The following is a 19,161-nucleotide window of genomic DNA, read 5'->3' on the forward strand; positions in this document are numbered from 1 at the left end:
GTACTGGAGGTTCCTCCAAGGGGGGGCGCGGGGGCGGGGAGGGCCGCCGCGCGGGAGGTCACTCGTTCTGGAACTCGTCCACCACGGTCGCCCCCAGCTCCCGCACGATCAGCTCGTGGCCGGAGAGGGCCGACTCGTCGAGATCGGGGTCGTCCTCCTCGGGGATGTCGTCCTCAGGGGAGACGGGAGGCGGTTCGGGGGCCACGGGCGGCGGGGCCGCGGACGCCGGTGACGCCTGCGGCGGAGCGGACTGCGGTGCGGGCCGGGGAGCCGCCGAACGGGCCGGGGCCGCCGGGGCGGCGCCGCCGTAACCGGACGGCGCCGCGGGCGCGCCGCCGTAACCGGGACCGGCCGGGGCCGAGCCGCCGCCGCCCGTCGGGTCGACGACCGCCTCGATCCGCCACGTCACGCCGAACTGCTCGGTCAGTGCCTGCCGCAGCACGTCCTCGCTGCCGCTGCTCGCGAAGTTGTCGCGGGCACCGGCGTTGACGAAGGCGAGCTGGAGGGTGGTGCCGTCGAAGCCGGCGACCTGGGCGTTCTGGCTGAGCAGGATCCAGGTGAAGCGGCGGCGGTTCTTGACCGCCTCCAGGATGTTCGGCCAGAGGTCACGGGGGTTCGGGCCGCCGACGGGAGCGGCGGCCGCAGCGGCGGGGGAGGCCTGCGCGGAGGGTGCCGGGGCGGCCGGAGCCGCGGCCGGCTGGGCCGCCGGGGCGCCCGCGGCCGTGGGCCAGCCGCCGGGGCGCCGGGCGACGCCGCCACCGGCGGAGGCGGCGGTCGGCCAGGCGCCGGGCGCGGCGGCGGGCGCGGTGGCGGCGGGCGGGGCCGCGGCGGCGGCCGCGGGGGCCGGAGGAGCCGCCGGGGCCGAGGACACGGGTGCCGGGGACACGGGTGCCGTGGACACCGGCGCGGACGGCTGCGGGGCGGACGGCTGCGGGGGCGCCTGCTGGACCGGCGCGGGGGCGGGCTCGGGTGCGGCGCCGCCTCGTACGGCGGCGCGGGCCGCGGCGGGGCCGCCGCCCTGCGGGACGGCGCCCTGCGGCACCTGGGGCGCCGGATGGGCCTCGGGCCCCGGCACGTATCCCATCGCGGGCGCCGCGCCGCCCCCCGAGAAGTTGACGCCCCGCTCCAGCCGGTCGAGGCGGGCCATCAGGGACCGCTCGTCGCCGTAGGCGGCCGGGAGCAGCACGCGCGCGCAGATCAGCTCCAGCTGGAGCCGCGGCGAGGTGGCGCCGCGCATCTCCGTCAGGCCCTCGTTGACGAGGTCGGCGGCGCGGCTCAGCTCGGCCGCGCCGAACGTGCCGGCCTGGGCCTGCATCCGCTCCAGGACGTCGGCGGGCGCGTCGAACAGCCCCTTCTCCACGGCGTCCGGGACGGCGGCGAGGATCACCAGGTCCCGCAGCCGCTCCAGCAGGTCGGCGACGAACCGGCGCGGGTCGTTGCCGCCCTCGATGATGCGGTCGACGACCTCGAAGGCGGCGGCGCCGTCACCGGTCGCGAAGGCCTCGACGACGGAGTCGAGCAGGGACCCGTCGGTGTAGCCGAGGAGGGAGGTGGCCATGGCGTAGGTCACACCGTCGGCTCCGGCCCCGGCGAGCAGCTGGTCCATGACGGACATGGAGTCACGCACGGAACCGGCGCCCGCGCGCACGACGAGGGGCAGCACGCCCTCCTCGACGGGGATGTCCTCCTTGCCGCACACCTCGCCGAGGTAGTCCCGCAGCGTGCCGGGGGGCACCAGCCGGAAGGGATAGTGATGGGTCCGTGACCGGATGGTCCCGATGACCTTCTCGGGCTCGGTGGTGGCGAAGATGAACTTCAGGTGCTCCGGGGGCTCCTCGACGACCTTGAGCAGCGCGTTGAAACCGGCCGACGTGACCATGTGGGCCTCGTCGATGATGTAGATCTTGTAGCGGCTTCCGGCGGGGCCGAAGAACGCCTTCTCGCGTAGCTCACGGGCGTCGTCCACACCACCGTGAGAGGCCGCGTCGATCTCGATGACGTCGATGGAACCCGGCCCGTTGCGCGCGAGGTCCTGGCAGGACTGGCACACGCCGCAGGGCGTCGGCGTCGGACCCTGCTCGCAGTTCAGGCAGCGGGCGAGGATCCGTGCGCTGGTGGTCTTCCCGCACCCACGCGGCCCGCTGAACAGGTACGCGTGATTGACCCGGTTGTTCCGCAGCGCCTGCTGCAACGGGTCGGTGACATGCTCCTGCCCGATGACCTCGGCGAACGACTCCGGGCGATAGCGGCGGTACAGCGCGAGAGACGACACACATACGAGGTTATAGGCGCCCACTGACAACCAGCCCCGCCCGCAAACGCAAGCGCCCCCCACGCACCCGCCAGAGCCGACCTACCCTTGCTGCCTTCCGGCCCTGGGGGAGTTCAGTCAGATAGCGCCGCGTGAGGGGCTCCGCACAGAGTACCCGACGTCAGGGGGTGAGAACGAGTTCGCGAGCACTCCTCCCGGTCATGTAATGTCTCCAGCGGAGGATTCGCCTAGAGGCCTAGGGCGCACGCTTGGAAAGCGTGTTGGGGGCAACCCCTCACGAGTTCGAATCTCGTATCCTCCGCCAGTGCCTCACCGGGCACGATGTCGAAGGGCCCCACCGCAAGGTGGGGCCCTTCGACGTTGTCCTCAGACCCCGTTGTCCTGGTTTTTGTCCACAGTGGGTTTCTCCGGGGATCCCCAGATGGCTTCGGCGATCTTCCGGGCCACGTCCTTGAGCATGGCGTCGGGCACGTGGAGGTACCGCGCCCGCATGCTCGCGGAGGTGCCCGGCTCCCAGCCCATGATCTGGTCGATGACTCGGGCCGGGACACCGAGCAGCATGAGCACGGTGGCGGCGGTGTGCCGGGCGTCGTGCAGCCGGCCGTTCCGCACCCCGGCGTCTTCCAGCAACCTCTTCCAGTCGTGATAGTCCGTGTTCGGGCTGAGCGGGCCACCCAGCAGCTTGGTGAACACGTAGTCCGACTCGGTCCACAGGTCACCGGCCGCCTTGCGCTCTCGCGCCTGCGTCTCGGCATGGGCTCGGAGCATGGCGACCAGCGGGCCCGGCAGGGGCACGGCGCGTCGGCCGGCACGGGACTTGGTGTTCTTCGTCTCGCGCCTGACCTGCGCCTTGTCCGGGCAGTACCCCGCCTTCCGGCCGCACGGCGAGTCTTCCGCGCACCCGTGCTCGTACCGGGGGCGGAGGCGGTTCCGGCGCAGCTTGAGGTACTCATTGGTGAGGTCGACGTCAGACCAGCGCAGGCCGAGCGTCTCGCCCTGCCTCAGTCCGAGCGCCAGTGCCAGCATCCAGCGAGCGCTATTGCGGCGTTTGTTGGCTTCGAGCAGCAGGCACTGCACCTCTTCCACGGAGTAAGGCTCCACCTCGGATTCGTCCTCTTCCATCCGCGGCGGCTTCGCCAGTGCGGCGGCGTTCTTCGCCGCGTAACCGCGCCGTACCGCCTCCCCCAGCGCGGTACGGGCCGTGCGATGGGCCTGGTGAGCCGTTCCGGCCTTGCGCGCACCGTTCGCCTGCATGCGACGGTACAGGCTTTCCAGGTGCTCGGGCTGCAAGCGGTCAAGGCGGTGCTTGCCGACGCCGGGCACGAGGTGAACGCGAACGGCGACCTCGTACCCGTCGTAGGTGTTCTCACTGACGGTCGGCTTGGCAATGTCCTCAACCCAGTGTTGAAGCCACTTCTCAACCGTCCACGCCTTGCCCGGCTGCTGTGCAGAACCCCCGTCGCGCTGCTTCTCCAGCTTCTTGACCTCATCAACCAGGTCCTCGCGCGTCTTGCGCGTCAGGTGCCGTCGGTAGGGCTCCCCGTTGTCCTTGTAACCCATCGGGACACGCGCGTGCCAACGGCCATCCGCACCCAGGTAGACAGCGGATTCGCCGTTAGCGCGGCGAGTGCCCTTCTTCTTCTCTGCCACAGGCAGGCTCCTGCTTCTTGATGCGGGAATTGGAAACCGGGGCGGCGGATTGCCCAAGCGGCAGCGCGGCCGCCCCGGGCGCCATCAAGCGGCGCGGTAGACGGTGCGGAGGCGAGCGACGTACGCGGCCGGCGCGTCGGCGGGAACGCGACGGAGACGGCCGACGGGTACGGACTCCAGCTCCCCGGAGCGGATGAGCGCGTAGCACGTGGTCCTGCCGATGCGGAGGCGCCGGGCAGCCTCTTCGACGGTCAGCAGCACGAGGGTGGGGTCCATGACATCGGCGACCTTGACCGTGTCCATGTGGATGACGCTCCTTCGTCTCGCGTGGTGGGAGTTGGGAGCGGGGCCCTTCCGGGCCCCCTTCTGAGGGGTGCTACTTCCGCTACCGCCGCTACCGCGCAGGTCAGGGGCCTGTTCGGGGTAGCGGGAAGGGGTAGCGGTAGCGGATGGGTAGCGGGACGGTAGCGGCGACTCGGGGCCGTTGCCGCTACCGCGTTGTTGCTGGTCAGGCCAAGTTTTCGGTGCCGGGTAGCGGAGGTAGCGGACTTTCCGGGGGTGGGGGGCAGTAGCGGGCCCACGCGTCCCACAGATCGGCGGCGTGATAGCCCTTGAGGACGCTCCCGGCGGTCTTGATGTTGCGGGAGGCGATCGGCTCGTTGTCCGCCGTCATGTACTCGGCGAGCATCCGCGACAACCGGCGGTTGTCGAGCGGCTTGCCGTGCAGATCGGCCCACGGCGCGTCGTCCAGGGCGTTGAGCCGGTCCAGGATGGCGACGGTGGGCAGGCGGTCGATACCGACCATGACGTGGTCGCGCAGGTCGGCGAGCAGCCGGATCCCGAGACTGCCCTTGTCGTTGGCCGTGGACGCGGTCACCAGCGCCACACACGCGGCACGGGCCCGCTCGGGCCACTCCCCGCCGACCGCGTCCGCGATGGCCAGCAGCGGTTCCCACACGTCCGCCGGCCGGTCGGTGACCCCCTCGGGCATGTCGGGCCAGGCGCCCATCACGACCCCCCGCGCGTGTTCGGCCCATGCGGCGAGCCGGTCACGGAGCTTGTGCCCTTCCGCCTCGTGGACGCGGGCCCGGAACGATTCCACGCGCTCGTTGCGGGCCCGCCGGCGCATCCGGATGATGACCGACCGCGTCATGATCGTGTCCGGGAGCGAGCCGAGACCCGCGACCGCAACCGCGCAATACGAAGGGAACTCCTGAACGGTCTGGTTGCCGCCGTCTCCGACGCACCGGTAGGTGACCCCGGTCCGGCGGTGCCCGGCGTTCAGGAACCCCCGCAGTTCCTCGTTCTCCCCCGCCTTCGGGCCGAACACGGTGTCGATCTCATCGAAGAGGATCGTGGGCCGGCCGTTCGGGTTGGAGACGGAGCGGAACAGGGCGGCGGCGGACGCGTTGACCGCCGTCATCGGGGCGGGCACGAGGGTTTCCACGATCTCCAGCGCGCGGGACTTCCCCGACCCCGGCTCCGGGGACAGGAACGCCAGGCGTGGGGTGGAGTCGAAGCAGTCGAGCAGGTGGGCGTGCGCGTCCCACAGCGCGACGGCAACGTAGGCCGCTTCGGTGGGGAAGACGTTGAAGCGGCGGTGGAAGGCTTCCACCTCGTTGAGCAGCGCGGCGCCGTCGATGACGTCGGTCATGCGGCGGCCCTCCCTTCGGTGAGCGAGGCGGCGGCCCCGGTGCATTCCTTGGCCCGGTGGTACTCGTAGTCGGCGATCAGCGCGGCGACGTCGGGGGCCCCGGTCGCGGTGGCGGTGAGCCCGCACGCGCAGGCACAGGCGGCGGTGGGGGTGTCGGCGTAGCGCTTGGACCAGCGGGCGCCGTCGTAGGGGTGGCGGTAGACCGGCGGCGCGTAGACGCGGATGCCGGGCCGTTCCGGCGTCGGGTCCGGGAGGGTGCCTGTGCGCGGGTCAGGGCTTGTCCGGACGCCCTTGCGGGCGGCGCCTTTCGGCTCGCCCACGGCCACCGCGTCCACAGGCTGTGGAGCGGCGCGCGGGCCGTCCGGAGTGGTGGGGATGCTCTTCAGGAGGGGGCGGGATCGGGGGCTCATGCCGCCTGCCTGCGACCGGTGTTGTGGGTGATGGACCAGTCCAGAGCACTACGGAGGGTCGACCGGCACTCGGCAGCCGACAGTCCGGCCCCTTGCCCCGCCTCCTGAAGAGCGTCCTCGACCACGTGCCGGGGGAGGTCGCCCCACGCGACGAAGCGCCCCAGAGCACGCGCCGCCCGGAACAACGAGCCTTCCCGCGAACCCTGTTGGGCCATCGCCACGTTCCGGATCTCGTTGGCGAGTGCTACATCCGCATATCGCCGCGATTGCCCCGCTACGGCCCCTGAGGGGGTCTGTGCGGGCTTGGGGGAGGGTTGCAGGACGCTTTGGAGCCAGTACGGCAGAGGGGCCACCACAGGGGCGCACGGGGCTTCGTAGGCTCCGGCGGGGGTGATGCTGCCGGCGGCGACCACGTATCCGCCCCACGCTCGGGTGTCGACCGAAGGGGCCACGGTCCCGGCGGTGTTGGCGAGCCGGACGCCGTGCGGTGCGGTGAAGTACAGGTGTTCCCCGCCGCTTGCGGTCCGGACGCGGTAGGTGTCGGGGACGGCGTGCCCGGCGCGCTCGCAGAGCGCTCCGAAGGTTGCCGCGCCGCCAGGCGCGTCCGAACTGCCCTTGCCCTTGCCGTTGTTCTTGGGTACGTCCAGGTCGACGACCAGCAGCCCGGAGGGGCCGCATGCGATGCCGACGTTGAACGGGGCCCGTGACCATGCGGCGCGGATGCGGGCCGGGTCGGTGGTGGCGCGCTGCTCCCACTTCCGGTGCCCGGCCGTGCACTCCCCGGTGCCGGGGCACGCGCGTTCGCCGTGGAGGGCCGGGGGCTTGGCTCCGGGGCGTAGGGGGAAGACGTGCCAGCCGCGTCCGGCGGCGTCTAAGGCTGCATGGAGCAGCGCGGTTTGGGTGTCATGGGTCATGCTGGATGTCTCCAGTTCCTCGTACGGATGCTGGGTGACAAGGGCGGCCCCGCGACTTTGGCGAGAGGTGGGGCCGCCCTTGGCGTAGCTAGAAGGGGGGTTCGCTGCTGTAGCCGTTGGGCGGGGTGCGGCGCGTCCAGCGGGGCAGGGGCAGCAGGGTCATGCGCCAGGTCGACCAGCACGGGCACGGCTCGATGTCACTGCCCCAGTACTCCCCGGTGTCGGGGTAGCTGTAGTGCTGCTCGATGCCCCCCAGTCCCTGGCAGTCCGGGCAGTCGGGGCGGGGGGTGTCGGTCAGGATCAGGGCGCGGCGGGTGTAGTCGATGACCTTGAGTCGCAGACGGAACATGAGCGTTGGATCTCCTGTCAGCCGTTGTGCTCGTTGTGGGTGCGGGCGATGACTCCGTAGGTCTTGCTGCTGGTGTGGTGCTGGCTCACCGGCGCCCGGTAGTGGTGGTGGGTCTCGGTGTGGACGCCCTTGAGGGAGCGCAGCGCGGTCCCGATCGCGGCGAACACTCCGGCGACGGCGGCGATGGGCAGGGTGACGAACAGGACCGAGGTGAGGGAGACGGCGGCGAAGCCCTGGCAGGCGAGCCAGACTCCGCAGCCGACGCCGACGAACGCGGCTCCGACGCCGATGCCGGCGACGGCGGTCCCGGCGGCCCACGCGGGCACGATCCGCCGGTCCGGCTGCATGACCGGGGGCGTGTCGCCGTAGGCGGGAAGCGGGCTGTCGTCCCGGTAGCTGGTCGGGGTGTCGGGGGCGGGCTTGTAGGCGTCGGCGATGATCCGGGCGGCTTCGGCTGCGGCCACGTCGTCGCTCATCCGGACGCCCGGCGCGGACGTGTCGGGGGTGGTGTCGGGGTGCATGCGGAATCCCTTCCGGTCACGGTCCAGGGAGGAGAAGGCACCCCCTTCCGGGGGCGCTGAGAGGGGGGTTCAGGGGCCTGACCTGCGCTGCCTCCCTGCCTCCCTGACTGATCATTCATGCAGGTCAGGGCCAGGGAGGCGGGTCAGGGAGGGGGTCAGGGAGTTCTCCCTGTCTCCCTGACCCGGCACGGTTCGACTCCCTGTCATTCGGAAGCGGAAGCGGAACCCTGGTTGTCGCGGTCGGCGAGCGCGCGGGTGATCCGGTCGCGGGCGATGGTCATCTTCCCGTCGGACTTGTAGGGCTCGGCTCCGGTGCCGTCCAGGACGCCGGTCAGATCCAGGAACGACCATCCGCCGTAGGTGCCGGCGTCCAGCGCGGCGAGCCGGGCGAGAACGTCCTTGGTCCGCACCCTGGCCGCGTCGCCCATCACCTGCGCGATGTCGGCGAGCGGGTCACGCGGCGCGTCCGACTTGACCACGCTGAGGGTGGTGACCCCGTCGCGCAGGGCCTTGGCCCGCTCGCAGATCGTGTACGCGGCGTCGTTGTCGATGTAGTGCGTGCGGACCGTGATGGACGCCTGGCCCTTGGGGATCTCGATGCCGTCCGAGGCGACCACGAGGGTTCCCTTGTCCAGACCGGGACGCAGCAGGTGAGGGGCCGCGCCGCCGTCAACGGCCTTGTCCCCCAGCGCCATGCGTGCCTGTGACTCGGTGCCGAGCGCGAGGGAGGCGCGGGTGTGGGCGCCCTCGCGCACGAGCTTGGGAAGGTTCTGGTCGGTGGGGTCCTGGGTGCCCTGCCAGAGCAGCACGTTCACGGCGCGGCCCTGGTTGTGGACCTTCCGGCAGGCCATGAAGTACCGGGAGTTGGACTTGGACCCGCCGTACGGGCGCTTCTCGTCGTCCTTGACCGGGCACATGAACGCCACCTGCGCTTCGTCCACCAGCAGGATGAGCGGCGGGAACTCGGTGCCGGGCGGGGCCTGGAGACGGCGGTTCATCTCCTGAACGCCGGCCTCAACCATCTCGGTCGCCTCGATCACGTGCTCATCGGTCGGGCCCTGGATCAGGACCGTGGCCAGACCCTCGAACATGGCCCAGTCACCTGCGCCCTTGAGGTCGGCGATCCGGAACTCAATGGTCCTGTCCAGGACCGCCCACAGGGCGAGCGCCCGCAGTCCTGCGGTCTTGCCCTGGTTCGACATGCCGGTGACCAGGATCATCCGCTGGAACAGGCTCAGGGCCGCCGCGTCGCCGCGCAGGTCCTGACCCCACGGGGCCTTGCCCTTCTTGTAGTCGGCGGTCATCGTCTCGTCGGTGACCAGCGGCGACGGACCGATCGGCTCATCCAGCGCACCCGAGTCGGCGACCCACAGGCGGACCGTGCGGGCGGCCGGCGGGATCGTGATGAACACCTCGTGCTCGTGCCGGGTCAGGTTCTCGGCAAGCTTCCGGCGCCGGTTCTGCACCTCGATCGTGGACACCCCCGACGGAAGCGTGACGTCTACCTCGACACCACAACCCGCGATCCGGATCGGCCCCAGCATCGACGCGCCGGCGTCGCCCATCTCCTTGATGGCGTTGCGCAGCGCGGGTACTCCGAGGTCGCGCAGGGCCTTGACCACGATCGAGGGGGTGATGGGCTCGCCGTCGCTCGATCGGTGCTGCTCGGGCAGCGACCACGACGGGGCGGCCTTCTGGTGGGCGCCCACCGACCAGAGGGCGAGCAGCGCGAGGAACGGGCCGATCGTGACGGCGGGACCCCAGACGACCTGAACGATGGTGATCATCAGGTTGATGAACTTGATGACCGCCATCAGCGGCGTGACCACCTCGGTCACGTCCTTCGTGGCGATGGCCATGCAGACCCCGAGCGCGACCAGTAACCCAACGCCCGTGCCGGCGGACACGGCGGCGCCCTTGGCCGCTTCCACCGGGGAGTGGAGGAGGTCCATGCGGCGGCGGTGGCGTGCCTCCCGGAAGTGCTGGCCGCGCTCTTCCCACTCGCGGGCCTCTTCCAGGTTCCCCGCCGCCTCAGCGGCCCGCATCAGCCGCTCGTAGCGGGCGGGGGTGCGGGCCTCCCACGCGCGGCGGGTGACGATGCGTCCGCCGCCGTAGACGTAGAGGGCGTGCCGGGCCGCCGCGCGGGCCGACGTCTTGGTGACGTCGTGCGTCACGGCCGTACGGATGGCCCGCCCGGAGCGGATCCACAGCGGCAGCCGCGGGGCGGGTGCCGGGTCGGGGACGACCGTGAGGACCGTCGGGCCGTGGGCGTCGGCGGCCGGGTCGGTGGGCTTGTGGAGGTCGATGACGTTCTCGGTCATGACGGCAGGTCTCCTGAACGGGAGGCGAGGGAGGGAAGGTCGGTGCACCGTGCGCGCTGTTCGGCACGGCTGAGCTGGGACGACTCGGTGCGGGGGCCGTCGACCCAGCAGAACGGGCGGATCGTGTCGGCGGCGGTGAAGACCCGGATGGCGCTGCCGGCCGGGGCGTCGGGCAGCGGGTAGACGCGGGCCCGGTCCACGCTGGCCAGCAGGCGGGCGCCGTGGTGCTCGCACCCGTTCGCCCCGGCGTTGAAGGCGTCCAGCACGGTCACCACGACCGGACCGACACAGCCGGTCGGGTCGTCGGGGTGAGCGGCGGGGCAACGGCGGTCCATGCTCACCACCACCCGGAAGACGTCTTCTTGGCCTTGGCCTGCGCGTACTCGGTGACGATCCGCTGGCGCTCGCCGTACAGGGCGGTCAGTTCGGCGTTCAGCCGGTTCTCCACCGACGATCCGATGGAGTCCATGCGGGATTCGGCGCGGCCGGTGGAGCGGCCCTGGTGGATGCTGCGGGCGCCGCCGGCCATCGCCCGGAACATGTCCCGGCGCTCACGGCCGGTCAGCGGCCACCACTCACCCCGGCGGACCGCTTCCAACTTCTTCTGCGTCTTGCTGATCTCGCGGTCCACGCGGCGGGTGTCGGGCTTGCCCATCTCAGACGGTCCCTTCCGGGAAGGCGCACGGCGTGCAGGCACCGAGCGCGGTGGGGATGACGTAGCCGGCGTCACGCCGGCAGGCGGGGCAGGTGCGGCGGGCGGCATTGGCCTTGGCGAGCGCCGCCCATCGGCCCGCCGTCATGGGCCGGACCGGCTTGGCCAGGTCGACCCGGTACAGGTAGGCGACCAGCGGCGGGCGCCTGCGGCGGGGGCGTTCGAGCTGCGCGGCCACCTGCTGACCGCCGGGGCGCAGGTTGCGGGCCCTGAGTTGGCGGCGGGTGGCGTAGCCGTCCGGGGCCAGGTGCCACCGGAACACCGGCAGCGCGGCCATCAGGCGACGCGCTTCCAGGACGCCCGAAGGCGGACCTCGGATGCGGAGTGGCCGGCGGCGCGGAAGCGGGTGGCCATCTCCCGGTACGACAACGGCGGCTGCTCACTGAGCCGGATGGCGTCTACCACGACGTCGAGTGCGTCATCGGTGAGCGCGGGACCGGACTCCAGCGCTGCAACCGTCTCCGAGGGGCCCCAGACGGGCAGTTCCCAGGAGGGGGTGACGTCGGGTGTGACGCGGGCCGTCACGCTGTTCAGGGCCCGTCCGGTGCTCTCGCCCTTGCGGGCGGTCTCCAGCTTCGACCACGCGTCGGCGAGGGTGTCGGCGGTCCGGGCTTGGACGCGGGCGACGCGCGCCCCCGCCTCCGTCACGGCCGTCAGCCGCGTCTCTTCCGTGGACGCTTCGGCACGGAGCCGAGCGCGGGCTACGGCCGCGTCATCGCGGGCGTCTTGCTGAATGCCCCGGATCAGGTCCAACGCCGCCGGGGTGAGTGCGGTGCGCTCCCACAGGCCGTGGACCAGCCACAGGGCCTTGGCGGCGACCGGCAGCCACGCCACGGCCAACCACGCGCCCTGAGATGTTTCGTCGGCGAGCAGGGCGTGAGTGACCAGGACCCCGGAGGCGACGGCGCCGAAGCCCCAGCCGACGCCGGTCACGGCGTTGCTGTGGTCGCCCTGCGCGGCCAGGCGGCGTTCGTATGCGAGGGTGGCGAGCCAGCCGCCGTCGATACCGAGGCCGACGACCAGGGCGACGCCCTTGGGCATCGACTCCCCGAGCCACATCACGACCACAGCCAGGGTGAGGACCATGGACACGGCGGTCATGGCGACCGCCGGCAGCACGGTCAGCAGCCGTTTGGCGTTGATGTTCCTCATGCCGCACCGCCGGGCAGGCTCGCGCCGGCCGTGCGGTTGACCAGGGCCACCCGGGCGGCGAGCGCACGGCGGCGGGCCCGACGAATCCGGCGGTCGTCCAGCTCGGTGGGGGTGCGGTCCAGGGTCATGATCTGCGCGTCGAGCAGGTCGACGTCCGCCAGGATTACGGGCATCTCCAGCTCGATCGCGTCCAGCTCCGCGGCCGTGGGTTCCATCCACGGCTCGAACGCGGTAACAGCGTCCTGAACAGTCACGATGGGGTTCATAGGGTCTTGTTCCTCTCATCCAGGAACGGCCCGAACAGCGGCCCCGGTGTTCCAGCACCGGGGCCGCACGCCGTTGAAGTCGGGTGATCCGGCTCCCCTCAGCGCTGCACGTACAAGACGTGCAGCGGAGGCAACCGGCCGCAGCGCAGTGAGTGGTGCGGTGGTCGTGCGGGTGTCTCCTTCGGGAACGCGGGCTCCCGTTTCAGGCGTATGGAGAAGCGACCCTTCGGTCTGAGCCCTCCGGTTGACCAGGGGTCCGGGTCCCTCGGCCTGCTCTGTCCCAGGCCCCTTCGCCGCAGGGCAGCCCTGAGAAAGCACAGGAATGCCCGAGGCGCTGTAGCTATTGTCCGTACAATGGCTACAGACAGGATGTTGGCAGAGCCTAGGTGTGACTGCAAGGGCATTGGCCACATTGACTAGACAATGGAGTCGGTGAGCGGCTTCCATGGGAGGCATGGCAGTGACTCGTCTCGGGCGGAACCCGATGTACCAGCAGATCGCGGACACGCTGCGGGAGCAGATCACGTCCGGGAAGCTCGAACCAGATGCGAAGCTTCCGACGGAAGGGGAGCTGCGTGATCAGTACGGCGTGTCGCGGGAGACCGTGCGCAAGTCGCTCGCTCAACTCGTGAACGAGGGGCTCGTCATCTCGGCGCGTCCGCAGGGGCACTTCGTCCGGCGCCGCCGGCCGATGGTGTTCCGCCCCCAAGCCGAGTTCCGGAAGCGGCCGTACTCGCCGGAGATGGACGCCTTCATGACCGAGTACTCGGCAGAGGGGCGCGAGCCACAGCAGGTAATCGAGGTGGCCATTGTGGAGCCGCCGGAGGACGTAGCCAAGCGGCTTCGCTTGGAACCGGGCGAACTGGTCGCAGTGCGGAAGCGCGTTCGCTACCTCGACGGCGAGCCGTTCAACATCAATGACAGCTACTTCCCGCTCTCGATGGTGCGGGATTCGGAGATCATGCGCCCGGAGGACATCGCCCGGGGCGCCAATGAGGTTCTAGCCGAGCTTGGATACCGGCAGGAACGGGCGCTGGACGAGCTCTACATCCGGATGCCCACACCGGAGCAGGTGCGCCGCCTGGACCTCGGTCCTGGAACACCGGTCGGCCTCCATGTCTTGACCGGATTCACAATCGAGGGGCAACCCGTGCGGGTCGCAGTGACCGTGCTACCCGGTGACCGACACGTGATCTCCTACGAGCGACAGCGCGAAGCGCCGAACGAGGACGCATGAAAGATCTACTCATTCGCCCCGGGCGCCTTGATGAACTGGGCACCGTAGAAGCGCTGCTGCGTGAGGCGTCTGCATGGCTTGCCTCGCGCAACATCGACCAGTGGCAGTACCCGCCGCACCGTGATCGCATCACGGTGGCTTTGGAGCGGGGCGTGTGCTTTCTCGCGTTCCAGTACGGCGAGCCGATCGCAACCATTCAGGTGGACGACTTCGCAGACCCCGAGTTCTGGACTCCGGACGACAAGCCGGACACGGCTCTTTACGTTCATCGCATGGCCGTAAGGCGCGAGACGGCCGGCGTCGGCGTCGGCGGCATGCTATTGGATTGGGCGTCGGAGCATGCCGCAGCGCAGGGCAAGCAATGGCTGCGGCTGGATGCGTGGAAAGATAACAAGGGTTTGCACCGCTTCTACAAAGGCGCAGGTTTCACGCTCCTCCGTATTGTGGATCTTCCGCACCGCAGGTCAGGAGCCCTGTTCCAGCGCGCAACCGGGTGGGCGTCTGACATCAGCAGTTGACATCAGCACGGTCGTACAACGGCGAACGAGAGTGGCGTGCGCGGGGTGCTTCCATCCCGTCTGCAATCGACCCAGGCAGAGCCGAGCAGACGCGGCCCATAGCGTCCAGGTCGTTCGTACAGTGGCGCGCTCCATCCGGACGCCATGAACCACGCCCGCTCCACGGTATGTGGGCCGACGGCAGACGGGATGGAAGCCGGGGTGAGTGGTGGGAACGAATCGAGCGGACCGGTTACGTCATGTGCGGGATCTCAGACTGCCGACCAGCCACAGAGAGCAAGCGATAGTGTTTCTGCCCAACCTTGCCCGACTGAGACCTTTGGACGGTTACCTCTAGCGTGACCTCGACATCCCGGTCGAGATTTTCCTTTACTGCCGGAATTAGAGAATCATCCACGTAGCCATGAATTTCAGTCCCGGCCTTAGTCTCGAAATAAAAGATTTGGCGCCTCGTCCGTAGGCCATCCAATCGGCCGAGCATCTTCGCTGTGACTCTCTCTTCGCGGGCAACCTCTAGTCGCCTACGGATCTCTCGGGCGTGGCCAGGAGTCAGCTGCGACCGAAGCTTCTCACCTCCCCGCCGGGTAAGAGTGAGGCCTACGCTTACCTCAGAATTGAATCCGTCGATCAGATCAGAAACGGCGCGCCTGACCACCGGTGAAGCACCCATGAGTGAATCAATGGAATCCTCGTCTTCCCCTGTCTCCGGCAGCGCTCTAATTAGCTCCGCCATCCCGATTTCCGCCCAGCCTGGGCCATCGAGGGAAACCACATCGTCGTGCGCATGGTCCACGTTCGGAGTCAACTTGACCGACAAGGAACCGAAAGCGGCTGAAGCTACATTGAATCGGGCAACTTGAAAATCTTCGGGGAATAGCCTGACCACGTCAGCTAGGCGGGAGCGCCGAGACTTCGCCAAACGAGCTACTGCGCGCTGGATTCGCCGCAGAAAGTCTCCGGCGTCATTCGCGGATACCGCGTGATCGGGGGCAAGCTCATCGCGAAGATAAACCTCGAAGTCCGCCGTTGCAGCAGGCGTCATAGCGAGATCGGGAATCTTCTCTGCCGCCGCCATGAGGGAAGCGCGCCGGATGGCTGCCAGAGGGCCACCCAGATCCGCGTTCTCCAGTGCGCGGGCATGTAGATGACGGAGGTCGTTGGCTACCATGTCACCTCCAGATATCCCTTACTTGCGCCCGGCGTGATCGTGCCATCTGCCTCTTTGATGCTGGACCAGGTAAGGTCCCACATCTTGAGAGCATCTTCGTCAATTGACAGGACGAAGAAGCAGTCGATCAAACCGCCCATTGGCTGAACCCTCGGTGTTGTGAAGCCAGGCTGCTTAACCTCTACACCCTGCAAGGTGAGCAACTGAACAAGGCGCTCCTCCTCGGCGGGACCGAAGTTCTGCACTTCACCCGGATCGACGATGATCACCATGTCGATGTCCTTCGGTGCCGTCGGCTTGTGCGTACAGAACCCACCGTCTACCCACAGTGTGCCGTGTGAGAAGAGCTGGCGCAGTAGAGAGTAGTGGATCTTGAAAGCGTCGAAGATGAGTTGTCGCGCTTCCTGATGAGGAGCGCGAGCCACGAAAAGATCATGCATCTCTTCGAGGCTTGCAGGGTGCTTTCCCGCAGGAAGCCGCCCGTGTGGGGTGAGCTGAAGAATGGCAGCCCCCTCTCCTCGCCGCCCCACTGTGGGCAACACTGCCATGAGAGCCATACCCTACCCGTCCCCCCTTAGCACGCGGCAATCCTGCTGTTCCAGGAGCTTTCGGTGCTAGAACCGTGAATCGGCAGCTAGGTTCGCCATCCGGCTGTCGTCTAGCAAGGTCTCGGCGTGTGCAGACCTGCCGATACGGCCGCCGTGGCGCCCGCGGCCCTCTGCGGCTGGCACGGGGAAGCCTAGCTCCGACGACCGACAGCAGCGGTAGGTACCGGGGGCGAAATGCTGGATGCGTGCACCGAAGGTTCCCTCACGGACGGGGACCCCTCGCTGCCTATGGGCTGCCCGTCTAGGCGATGTGCCCCCGCGCAGAGCTCACCGCCCATCCAGGGAGGGCACGTACAGCAGCGGCGTACCGCAACCACAGCAACCGGCTATGCCCAGCAGTGCCCATCGGCGCCCTTCCGGCAGCCTGTATGACCCCTGATGACTGATCTCTGTAGAGCTACGGATCAGGTGGTTGTAATCGGTTCGGCCGACTGTTGAGACGGTAGAACTGCCAGCCCGGACCTCCTCAGCCACTCCTCGTACCGCCAGTGCAGAGCATCGGTGTGCGGGCGCTTCGGCAGGTCCCGTAGATGAGCCTTCGTGATGCGCAGGTCATCGAGGGTGGGACCGCCTGGCACTGTTACGACGTCGAGCGTGTCCGGGTGGAAGGCGAAGAGATACGCGTCGTAGGCACGGTGCAGAGCGGCATTGAGAGGGATGCCGTTGCGGGGGTCGTTTGTGCCGTCCTCGCTGACCGGGCGAAGGTGGGCGGCATCGAGCATCTCCCGAACTGTGATGTCCGTCAGGGGGCAACGCGGCGAGTAGCGCTGGAAGACACGTAGCTTGAAACGTGGCTGGCCAGGGCGCTCGGTCACGTCTCGCCGACTTCGCCGGGTTTCGTTCCCCGTGAGGACGAAGGGCTCGTCGTCTGAGTGATCCTCGCTGAGCACCTGCTCGGGGGGCGTCTCGTCGTACGAGAGCAGGAACGTACTGCTCTGGTCGTCCCATCCCTCGACCCAAGCAAGGCGTGCGATGCGCCACTCAGATCTAGGCGTCGGTTTGGCGGAAGTGAAGATCGGCAACCGTAGGTCGGCTGCCGCCTTCATCGCGTTAATCTCCGCGGCATCGCGCCCGCCGGGCCGCGCGGTCTGCGGGTAACGGTAGAGCGCCCCGTCTTCGGTGAAGTCGTCTGAGTAGTGAGCACCGGTGTGGAGGATGCCGACAGCGATTCCGCCGTCGTGGATGGCGTCAGTTCTGGCTACGTCCGCCCAGACGCCCTGTCCGCCGCCGTAGGCGCCGTACTCGCGTAGGGCCCGTGCCGGGACCCTACTCAGGTCAGGGTTCGTCGCTCGCAGATGCGACCACACGGCGAGCCGCCAGGCACGCTCTCCTTCGACCGACTTCGGTCGACCATCAACGATGACGAAGCCCAGGCGGGCGAGCATGCGGTTGGCGTGGTCCCGTCCGCCGCTGATGACCGGCTCGGGGAGGATCCCGTGTTGGTGCTTATGGGCCACGTTGAGAACGGCTTTGGCGTCGTACAGCTTCTCGTCGTGCTGTAGGTAGAACTGGTTCGCTCGGTCGAAATCGTGAGCGGCGAGGAAGGTGTCCCGCCCCGCTTCGTCGTACTCGGCCAACGTATCCAGCACCGCTTCCCTGCTGATCTCGCCCCTAGTCATGGCGGAAGCCTAGGCCGCACCACCGACAGCGCTGCCATGTCATGTCGGTATGCGCCCGCGACGGGCCATAGGTGAGTGGCCCGGCGCGTGCGGCCCCACCGACGAGCGAGCAGGACACCCGGCCGGCCGGCTCCCGGCACGCACCATGCACCGTCACGCCGATCGTTTCTGCGGTGAATTCGGTGGCCCACCCGGGTGAGAGCCCCAGGGAGCGGCGCGCGGCCCGGTATCCGCTACCGGTACACCCACTGGCGTGATCAAGAACGTGCTGCGCGCTCTGCCCGCGCTCGCCCTGACCGTCCTCCCGCTCGCCGCTCCCGCGGTCGCCGCCCCCGCTGGAGACCGGCCGGCCGGACAACTCCCGGCAGCCGTGGTATCCGCCGCGGCCGCCCGAATGGCCCCGCCGTCAGCAGCCGAGGTGCCGCTGTTCGAAGCTCTGTCATGGATCACAGAGGCCGAGGAGGGCTCCCGGAACGGCTACAGCCGGGAGCAGTTCAAGCACTGGAACCGGGGTGAGAACCCGTCCGACGGCTGCGACACCCGCAAGGAAGTCATCCTGTCCGAGGCGCTGGAGGCCCCCGAGGTCGGCCCCAAGTGCGCCCTGAGCGGGGGCCGCTGGTTCTCCGAGTACGACCAGAAGTGGGTGACGTCCTACCGGGACCTGGATGTCGACCACATGGTCCCGCTCGCCGAAGCCTGGGACTCCGGGGCCGCGGGTTGGACGGCGGCCCGCAGGGAGGCGTACGCCAACGACCAGGGCGCACCCAACAGCCTGATCGCAGTCTCCGGCAGCTCGAATCGCTCGAAGGCCGACAAGGACCCAGCGGACTGGATGCCGGTCCCGGTCGACCGCTGCAAATACACCGTCGACTGGGTCGCCGACAAACTCCGCTGGCGCCTGACTGCCGACGTCGCCGAAGTCCAGGCACTGGACCGCTTCGCCGAACAATGCCCAACTGCGACCGTCACCTACCAGCAGGCCCTCTAGGACCTTCCCTCAGCATGTAGGCGGCTGGACAAAGGGGTGGAGACGCATCACCGAGGTTCCAGCCTTGTGAGCATGACGCAGGCAGCGGCGCAGGAGTCGCCTGGTGGGGAAACGGTGCTACTCCTGCGCCGAAGTCTCCGCACTCTTAGATATTCGACCGGGTGACTCGGAGATTACCCGCGTACGATGTCTACAACATCGAGGGCACTCCGGGCACCACGACCGTAAAAAAGCGTAATCGAAATAAGCCCCGTTGCCCCCATGAGTGCGGTAATTGCGGGATCCGGCATATCGAAGAAGGAAACCGCAATAGCCGTTCCTGCGATCAGCGTTGCCGCCAGCACCAGACGTAGAGGCTCCCAGTCCCGCCCAGGCTCGATGCCCTCCAACTTGTCCGGCGCAAGGAGTGCTCCGTACAGACCGCGAGAATAGTTCTCCGCAATTTCTAAAATGCACACAACAACAGCTTTTAGGGATTCGCTGGGGGCTCTATCAAGGTCCTTCTCGATCTTCTCTAGAGCCGCAATGACGATGCGTTGGTGAGTCCTCAACCTGCGCGCTCGTGCGGAGAAAATTGGAACGTATGCGCTCTGGTGCTGCCGTGCCAGTTGCCGCTTCAGGGTTCGCAAATCGCGGAACAGTCGATTCATGTTCTGGGCATGATTTCGTACCCCCATCCGTCGCACACGATCCGCAGAGATCGCCACAGCGGCAATTCGGCCAATGAGTACAGTTTGGCGGGCCATGGCAGATTTACTTCGCCTACTGCTTACGCCGAGCGTTGTGATGCGCATCGCTAGAG

The 19,161-nt window shown here is 68.7% G+C and carries 21 protein-coding genes, 1 tRNA gene and 1 other RNA gene; 4 read left to right on the forward strand and 19 right to left on the reverse strand.

The genetic code is table 11. The features are described 5' to 3' along the window. Window positions 1-58: 58 nt before the first annotated feature. Both ACIQOE_RS23970 and ffs read right to left on the reverse strand, forming a co-directional pair. A complete protein-coding gene (locus ACIQOE_RS23970) occupies window positions 59-2,272 on the reverse strand; it encodes a DNA polymerase III subunit gamma and tau (protein WP_401413613.1) in 2,214 nt (737 codons plus the stop codon). Window positions 2,273-2,317: 45 nt separating this feature from the next. Continuing rightward, window positions 2,318-2,416, reverse strand: an RNA gene (ffs, locus tag ACIQOE_RS23975) — signal recognition particle sRNA small type. A 72-nt stretch (window positions 2,417-2,488) separates the two neighbouring features. Between ffs and ACIQOE_RS23980 the strand changes: the two genes are divergently transcribed. Next, window positions 2,489-2,576, forward strand: a tRNA-Ser gene (locus ACIQOE_RS23980). A 62-nt stretch (window positions 2,577-2,638) separates the two neighbouring features. Here ACIQOE_RS23980 and ACIQOE_RS23985 read toward each other — a convergent pair. The 13 genes from ACIQOE_RS23985 to ACIQOE_RS24045 all read right to left on the reverse strand — a co-directional run bounded on the left by ACIQOE_RS23985 (window position 2,639) and on the right by ACIQOE_RS24045 (window position 12,221). Further along, complete coding sequence (locus ACIQOE_RS23985; protein WP_401413615.1) at window positions 2,639-3,922, reverse strand: tyrosine-type recombinase/integrase; 1,284 nt, start codon at window positions 3,920-3,922, stop codon at window positions 2,639-2,641. Window positions 3,923-4,006: 84 nt separating this feature from the next. Further along, window positions 4,007-4,225 (reverse strand): excisionase family DNA-binding protein, encoded by a 219-nt coding sequence (locus tag ACIQOE_RS23990; protein WP_401413617.1) that lies wholly within the window; start codon window positions 4,223-4,225, stop codon window positions 4,007-4,009. 205 nt (window positions 4,226-4,430) lie between these two features. Continuing rightward, window positions 4,431-5,576, reverse strand: coding sequence for a DUF3631 domain-containing protein (locus ACIQOE_RS23995; RefSeq protein WP_401413619.1), 1,146 nt, complete (start codon window positions 5,574-5,576; stop codon window positions 4,431-4,433). After that, window positions 5,573-5,986, reverse strand: a complete 414-nt coding sequence (locus tag ACIQOE_RS24000) for a hypothetical protein (protein WP_401413621.1) — start codon at window positions 5,984-5,986, stop codon at window positions 5,573-5,575. Before ACIQOE_RS24000 ends, ACIQOE_RS23995 begins: the two co-directional genes overlap by 4 nt. After that, window positions 5,983-6,900: a bifunctional DNA primase/polymerase gene (locus tag ACIQOE_RS24005; protein WP_401413623.1), complete on the reverse strand. Its 918-nt coding sequence runs from the start codon at window positions 6,898-6,900 to the stop codon at window positions 5,983-5,985. The genes ACIQOE_RS24000 and ACIQOE_RS24005 overlap by 4 nt, the downstream gene beginning before the upstream one ends. Before the next feature lie 88 nt (window positions 6,901-6,988). Beyond that, entirely contained in the window at window positions 6,989-7,249 is a 261-nt protein-coding gene (locus ACIQOE_RS24010) for a hypothetical protein (RefSeq protein WP_401413625.1), read from the reverse strand. Window positions 7,250-7,266: 17 nt separating this feature from the next. After that, on the reverse strand, window positions 7,267-7,770 hold the full coding sequence (locus ACIQOE_RS24015; RefSeq protein WP_401413627.1) for a hypothetical protein: 504 nt from the start codon (window positions 7,768-7,770) through the stop codon (window positions 7,267-7,269). Between the two features lie 203 nt (window positions 7,771-7,973). Further along, window positions 7,974-10,091: an ATP-binding protein gene (locus ACIQOE_RS24020; RefSeq protein ID WP_401413629.1), complete on the reverse strand. Its 2,118-nt coding sequence runs from the start codon at window positions 10,089-10,091 to the stop codon at window positions 7,974-7,976. Beyond that, window positions 10,088-10,426 (reverse strand): hypothetical protein, encoded by a 339-nt coding sequence (locus ACIQOE_RS24025; RefSeq protein WP_401413631.1) that lies wholly within the window; start codon window positions 10,424-10,426, stop codon window positions 10,088-10,090. Before ACIQOE_RS24025 ends, ACIQOE_RS24020 begins: the two co-directional genes overlap by 4 nt. Window positions 10,427-10,428: 2 nt before the next feature. Further along, entirely contained in the window at window positions 10,429-10,746 is a 318-nt protein-coding gene (locus tag ACIQOE_RS24030; RefSeq protein ID WP_401413633.1) for a hypothetical protein, read from the reverse strand. A gap of 1 nt (window position 10,747) precedes the next feature. Then, complete coding sequence (locus ACIQOE_RS24035; protein ID WP_401413635.1) at window positions 10,748-11,080, reverse strand: RRQRL motif-containing zinc-binding protein; 333 nt, start codon at window positions 11,078-11,080, stop codon at window positions 10,748-10,750. Further along, window positions 11,080-11,955 (reverse strand): protein spdB, encoded by an 876-nt coding sequence (locus ACIQOE_RS24040; protein ID WP_401413637.1) that lies wholly within the window; start codon window positions 11,953-11,955, stop codon window positions 11,080-11,082. The genes ACIQOE_RS24035 and ACIQOE_RS24040 overlap by 1 nt, the downstream gene beginning before the upstream one ends. Next, on the reverse strand, window positions 11,952-12,221 hold the full coding sequence (locus tag ACIQOE_RS24045) for a DUF6284 family protein (RefSeq protein WP_401413639.1): 270 nt from the start codon (window positions 12,219-12,221) through the stop codon (window positions 11,952-11,954). Before ACIQOE_RS24045 ends, ACIQOE_RS24040 begins: the two co-directional genes overlap by 4 nt. Window positions 12,222-12,705: 484 nt before the next feature. Between ACIQOE_RS24045 and ACIQOE_RS24050 the strand changes: the two genes are divergently transcribed. Next, a complete protein-coding gene (locus tag ACIQOE_RS24050) occupies window positions 12,706-13,458 on the forward strand; it encodes a GntR family transcriptional regulator (RefSeq protein WP_401413641.1) in 753 nt (250 codons plus the stop codon). Next, a complete protein-coding gene (locus ACIQOE_RS24055; protein WP_401413643.1) occupies window positions 13,455-13,976 on the forward strand; it encodes a GNAT family N-acetyltransferase in 522 nt (173 codons plus the stop codon). Before ACIQOE_RS24050 ends, ACIQOE_RS24055 begins: the two co-directional genes overlap by 4 nt. A gap of 232 nt (window positions 13,977-14,208) precedes the next feature. Here ACIQOE_RS24055 and ACIQOE_RS24060 read toward each other — a convergent pair whose 3' ends face one another. The 3 genes from ACIQOE_RS24060 to ACIQOE_RS24070 form a co-directional block, all read right to left on the reverse strand. Then, a complete protein-coding gene (locus tag ACIQOE_RS24060; RefSeq protein ID WP_401413645.1) occupies window positions 14,209-15,144 on the reverse strand; it encodes a hypothetical protein in 936 nt (311 codons plus the stop codon). Next, window positions 15,138-15,692: a DUF6932 family protein gene (locus tag ACIQOE_RS24065; protein WP_401413647.1), complete on the reverse strand. Its 555-nt coding sequence runs from the start codon at window positions 15,690-15,692 to the stop codon at window positions 15,138-15,140. Before ACIQOE_RS24065 ends, ACIQOE_RS24060 begins: the two co-directional genes overlap by 7 nt. Window positions 15,693-16,156: 464 nt before the next feature. After that, on the reverse strand, window positions 16,157-17,371 hold the full coding sequence (locus ACIQOE_RS24070; protein ID WP_401413649.1) for an HNH endonuclease: 1,215 nt from the start codon (window positions 17,369-17,371) through the stop codon (window positions 16,157-16,159). A gap of 253 nt (window positions 17,372-17,624) precedes the next feature. Here ACIQOE_RS24070 and ACIQOE_RS24075 point away from each other — a divergent pair, with 253 nt between their 5' ends. Next, window positions 17,625-18,359 (forward strand): HNH endonuclease family protein, encoded by a 735-nt coding sequence (locus ACIQOE_RS24075; protein ID WP_401413651.1) that lies wholly within the window; start codon window positions 17,625-17,627, stop codon window positions 18,357-18,359. Between the two features lie 173 nt (window positions 18,360-18,532). Here the strand turns inward: ACIQOE_RS24075 and ACIQOE_RS24080 are convergent, their stop codons facing one another. Further along, window positions 18,533-19,153: a hypothetical protein gene (locus tag ACIQOE_RS24080; protein ID WP_401413653.1), complete on the reverse strand. Its 621-nt coding sequence runs from the start codon at window positions 19,151-19,153 to the stop codon at window positions 18,533-18,535. Window positions 19,154-19,161: the final 8 nt, after the last annotated feature.

The sequence above is a fragment of the Streptomyces sp. NPDC091282 genome, assembly GCF_044757385.1.
In the GTDB taxonomy this organism is placed as follows: domain Bacteria; phylum Actinomycetota; class Actinomycetes; order Streptomycetales; family Streptomycetaceae; genus Streptomyces; species Streptomyces gramineus.

Coding starts and splice junctions, on each gene's coding strand:
- ACIQOE_RS24080 (WP_401413653.1), bottom strand. CDS start 19,153: ATGCGCATCACAACGCTCGGCGTAAGCAGTAGGCGAAGTAAATCTGCC.
- ACIQOE_RS24030 (WP_401413633.1), bottom strand. CDS start 10,746: ATGGGCAAGCCCGACACCCGCCGCGTGGACCGCGAGATCAGCAAGACG.
- ACIQOE_RS23995 (WP_401413619.1), bottom strand. CDS start 5,576: ATGACCGACGTCATCGACGGCGCCGCGCTGCTCAACGAGGTGGAAGCC.
- ACIQOE_RS24070 (WP_401413649.1), bottom strand. CDS start 17,371: ATGACTAGGGGCGAGATCAGCAGGGAAGCGGTGCTGGATACGTTGGCC.
- ACIQOE_RS24050 (WP_401413641.1), top strand. CDS start 12,706: ATGTACCAGCAGATCGCGGACACGCTGCGGGAGCAGATCACGTCCGGG.
- ACIQOE_RS24040 (WP_401413637.1), bottom strand. CDS start 11,955: ATGAGGAACATCAACGCCAAACGGCTGCTGACCGTGCTGCCGGCGGTC.
- ACIQOE_RS24045 (WP_401413639.1), bottom strand. CDS start 12,221: ATGAACCCCATCGTGACTGTTCAGGACGCTGTTACCGCGTTCGAGCCG.
- ACIQOE_RS24010 (WP_401413625.1), bottom strand. CDS start 7,249: ATGTTCCGTCTGCGACTCAAGGTCATCGACTACACCCGCCGCGCCCTG.
- ACIQOE_RS24035 (WP_401413635.1), bottom strand. CDS start 11,080: ATGGCCGCGCTGCCGGTGTTCCGGTGGCACCTGGCCCCGGACGGCTAC.
- ACIQOE_RS24065 (WP_401413647.1), bottom strand. CDS start 15,692: ATGGCAGTGTTGCCCACAGTGGGGCGGCGAGGAGAGGGGGCTGCCATT.
- ACIQOE_RS24025 (WP_401413631.1), bottom strand. CDS start 10,426: ATGGACCGCCGTTGCCCCGCCGCTCACCCCGACGACCCGACCGGCTGT.
- ACIQOE_RS24020 (WP_401413629.1), bottom strand. CDS start 10,091: ATGACCGAGAACGTCATCGACCTCCACAAGCCCACCGACCCGGCCGCC.
- ACIQOE_RS24005 (WP_401413623.1), bottom strand. CDS start 6,900: ATGACCCATGACACCCAAACCGCGCTGCTCCATGCAGCCTTAGACGCC.
- ACIQOE_RS24060 (WP_401413645.1), bottom strand. CDS start 15,144: ATGGTAGCCAACGACCTCCGTCATCTACATGCCCGCGCACTGGAGAAC.
- ACIQOE_RS24000 (WP_401413621.1), bottom strand. CDS start 5,986: ATGAGCCCCCGATCCCGCCCCCTCCTGAAGAGCATCCCCACCACTCCG.
- ACIQOE_RS23990 (WP_401413617.1), bottom strand. CDS start 4,225: ATGGACACGGTCAAGGTCGCCGATGTCATGGACCCCACCCTCGTGCTG.
- ACIQOE_RS24015 (WP_401413627.1), bottom strand. CDS start 7,770: ATGCACCCCGACACCACCCCCGACACGTCCGCGCCGGGCGTCCGGATG.
- ACIQOE_RS24055 (WP_401413643.1), top strand. CDS start 13,455: ATGAAAGATCTACTCATTCGCCCCGGGCGCCTTGATGAACTGGGCACC.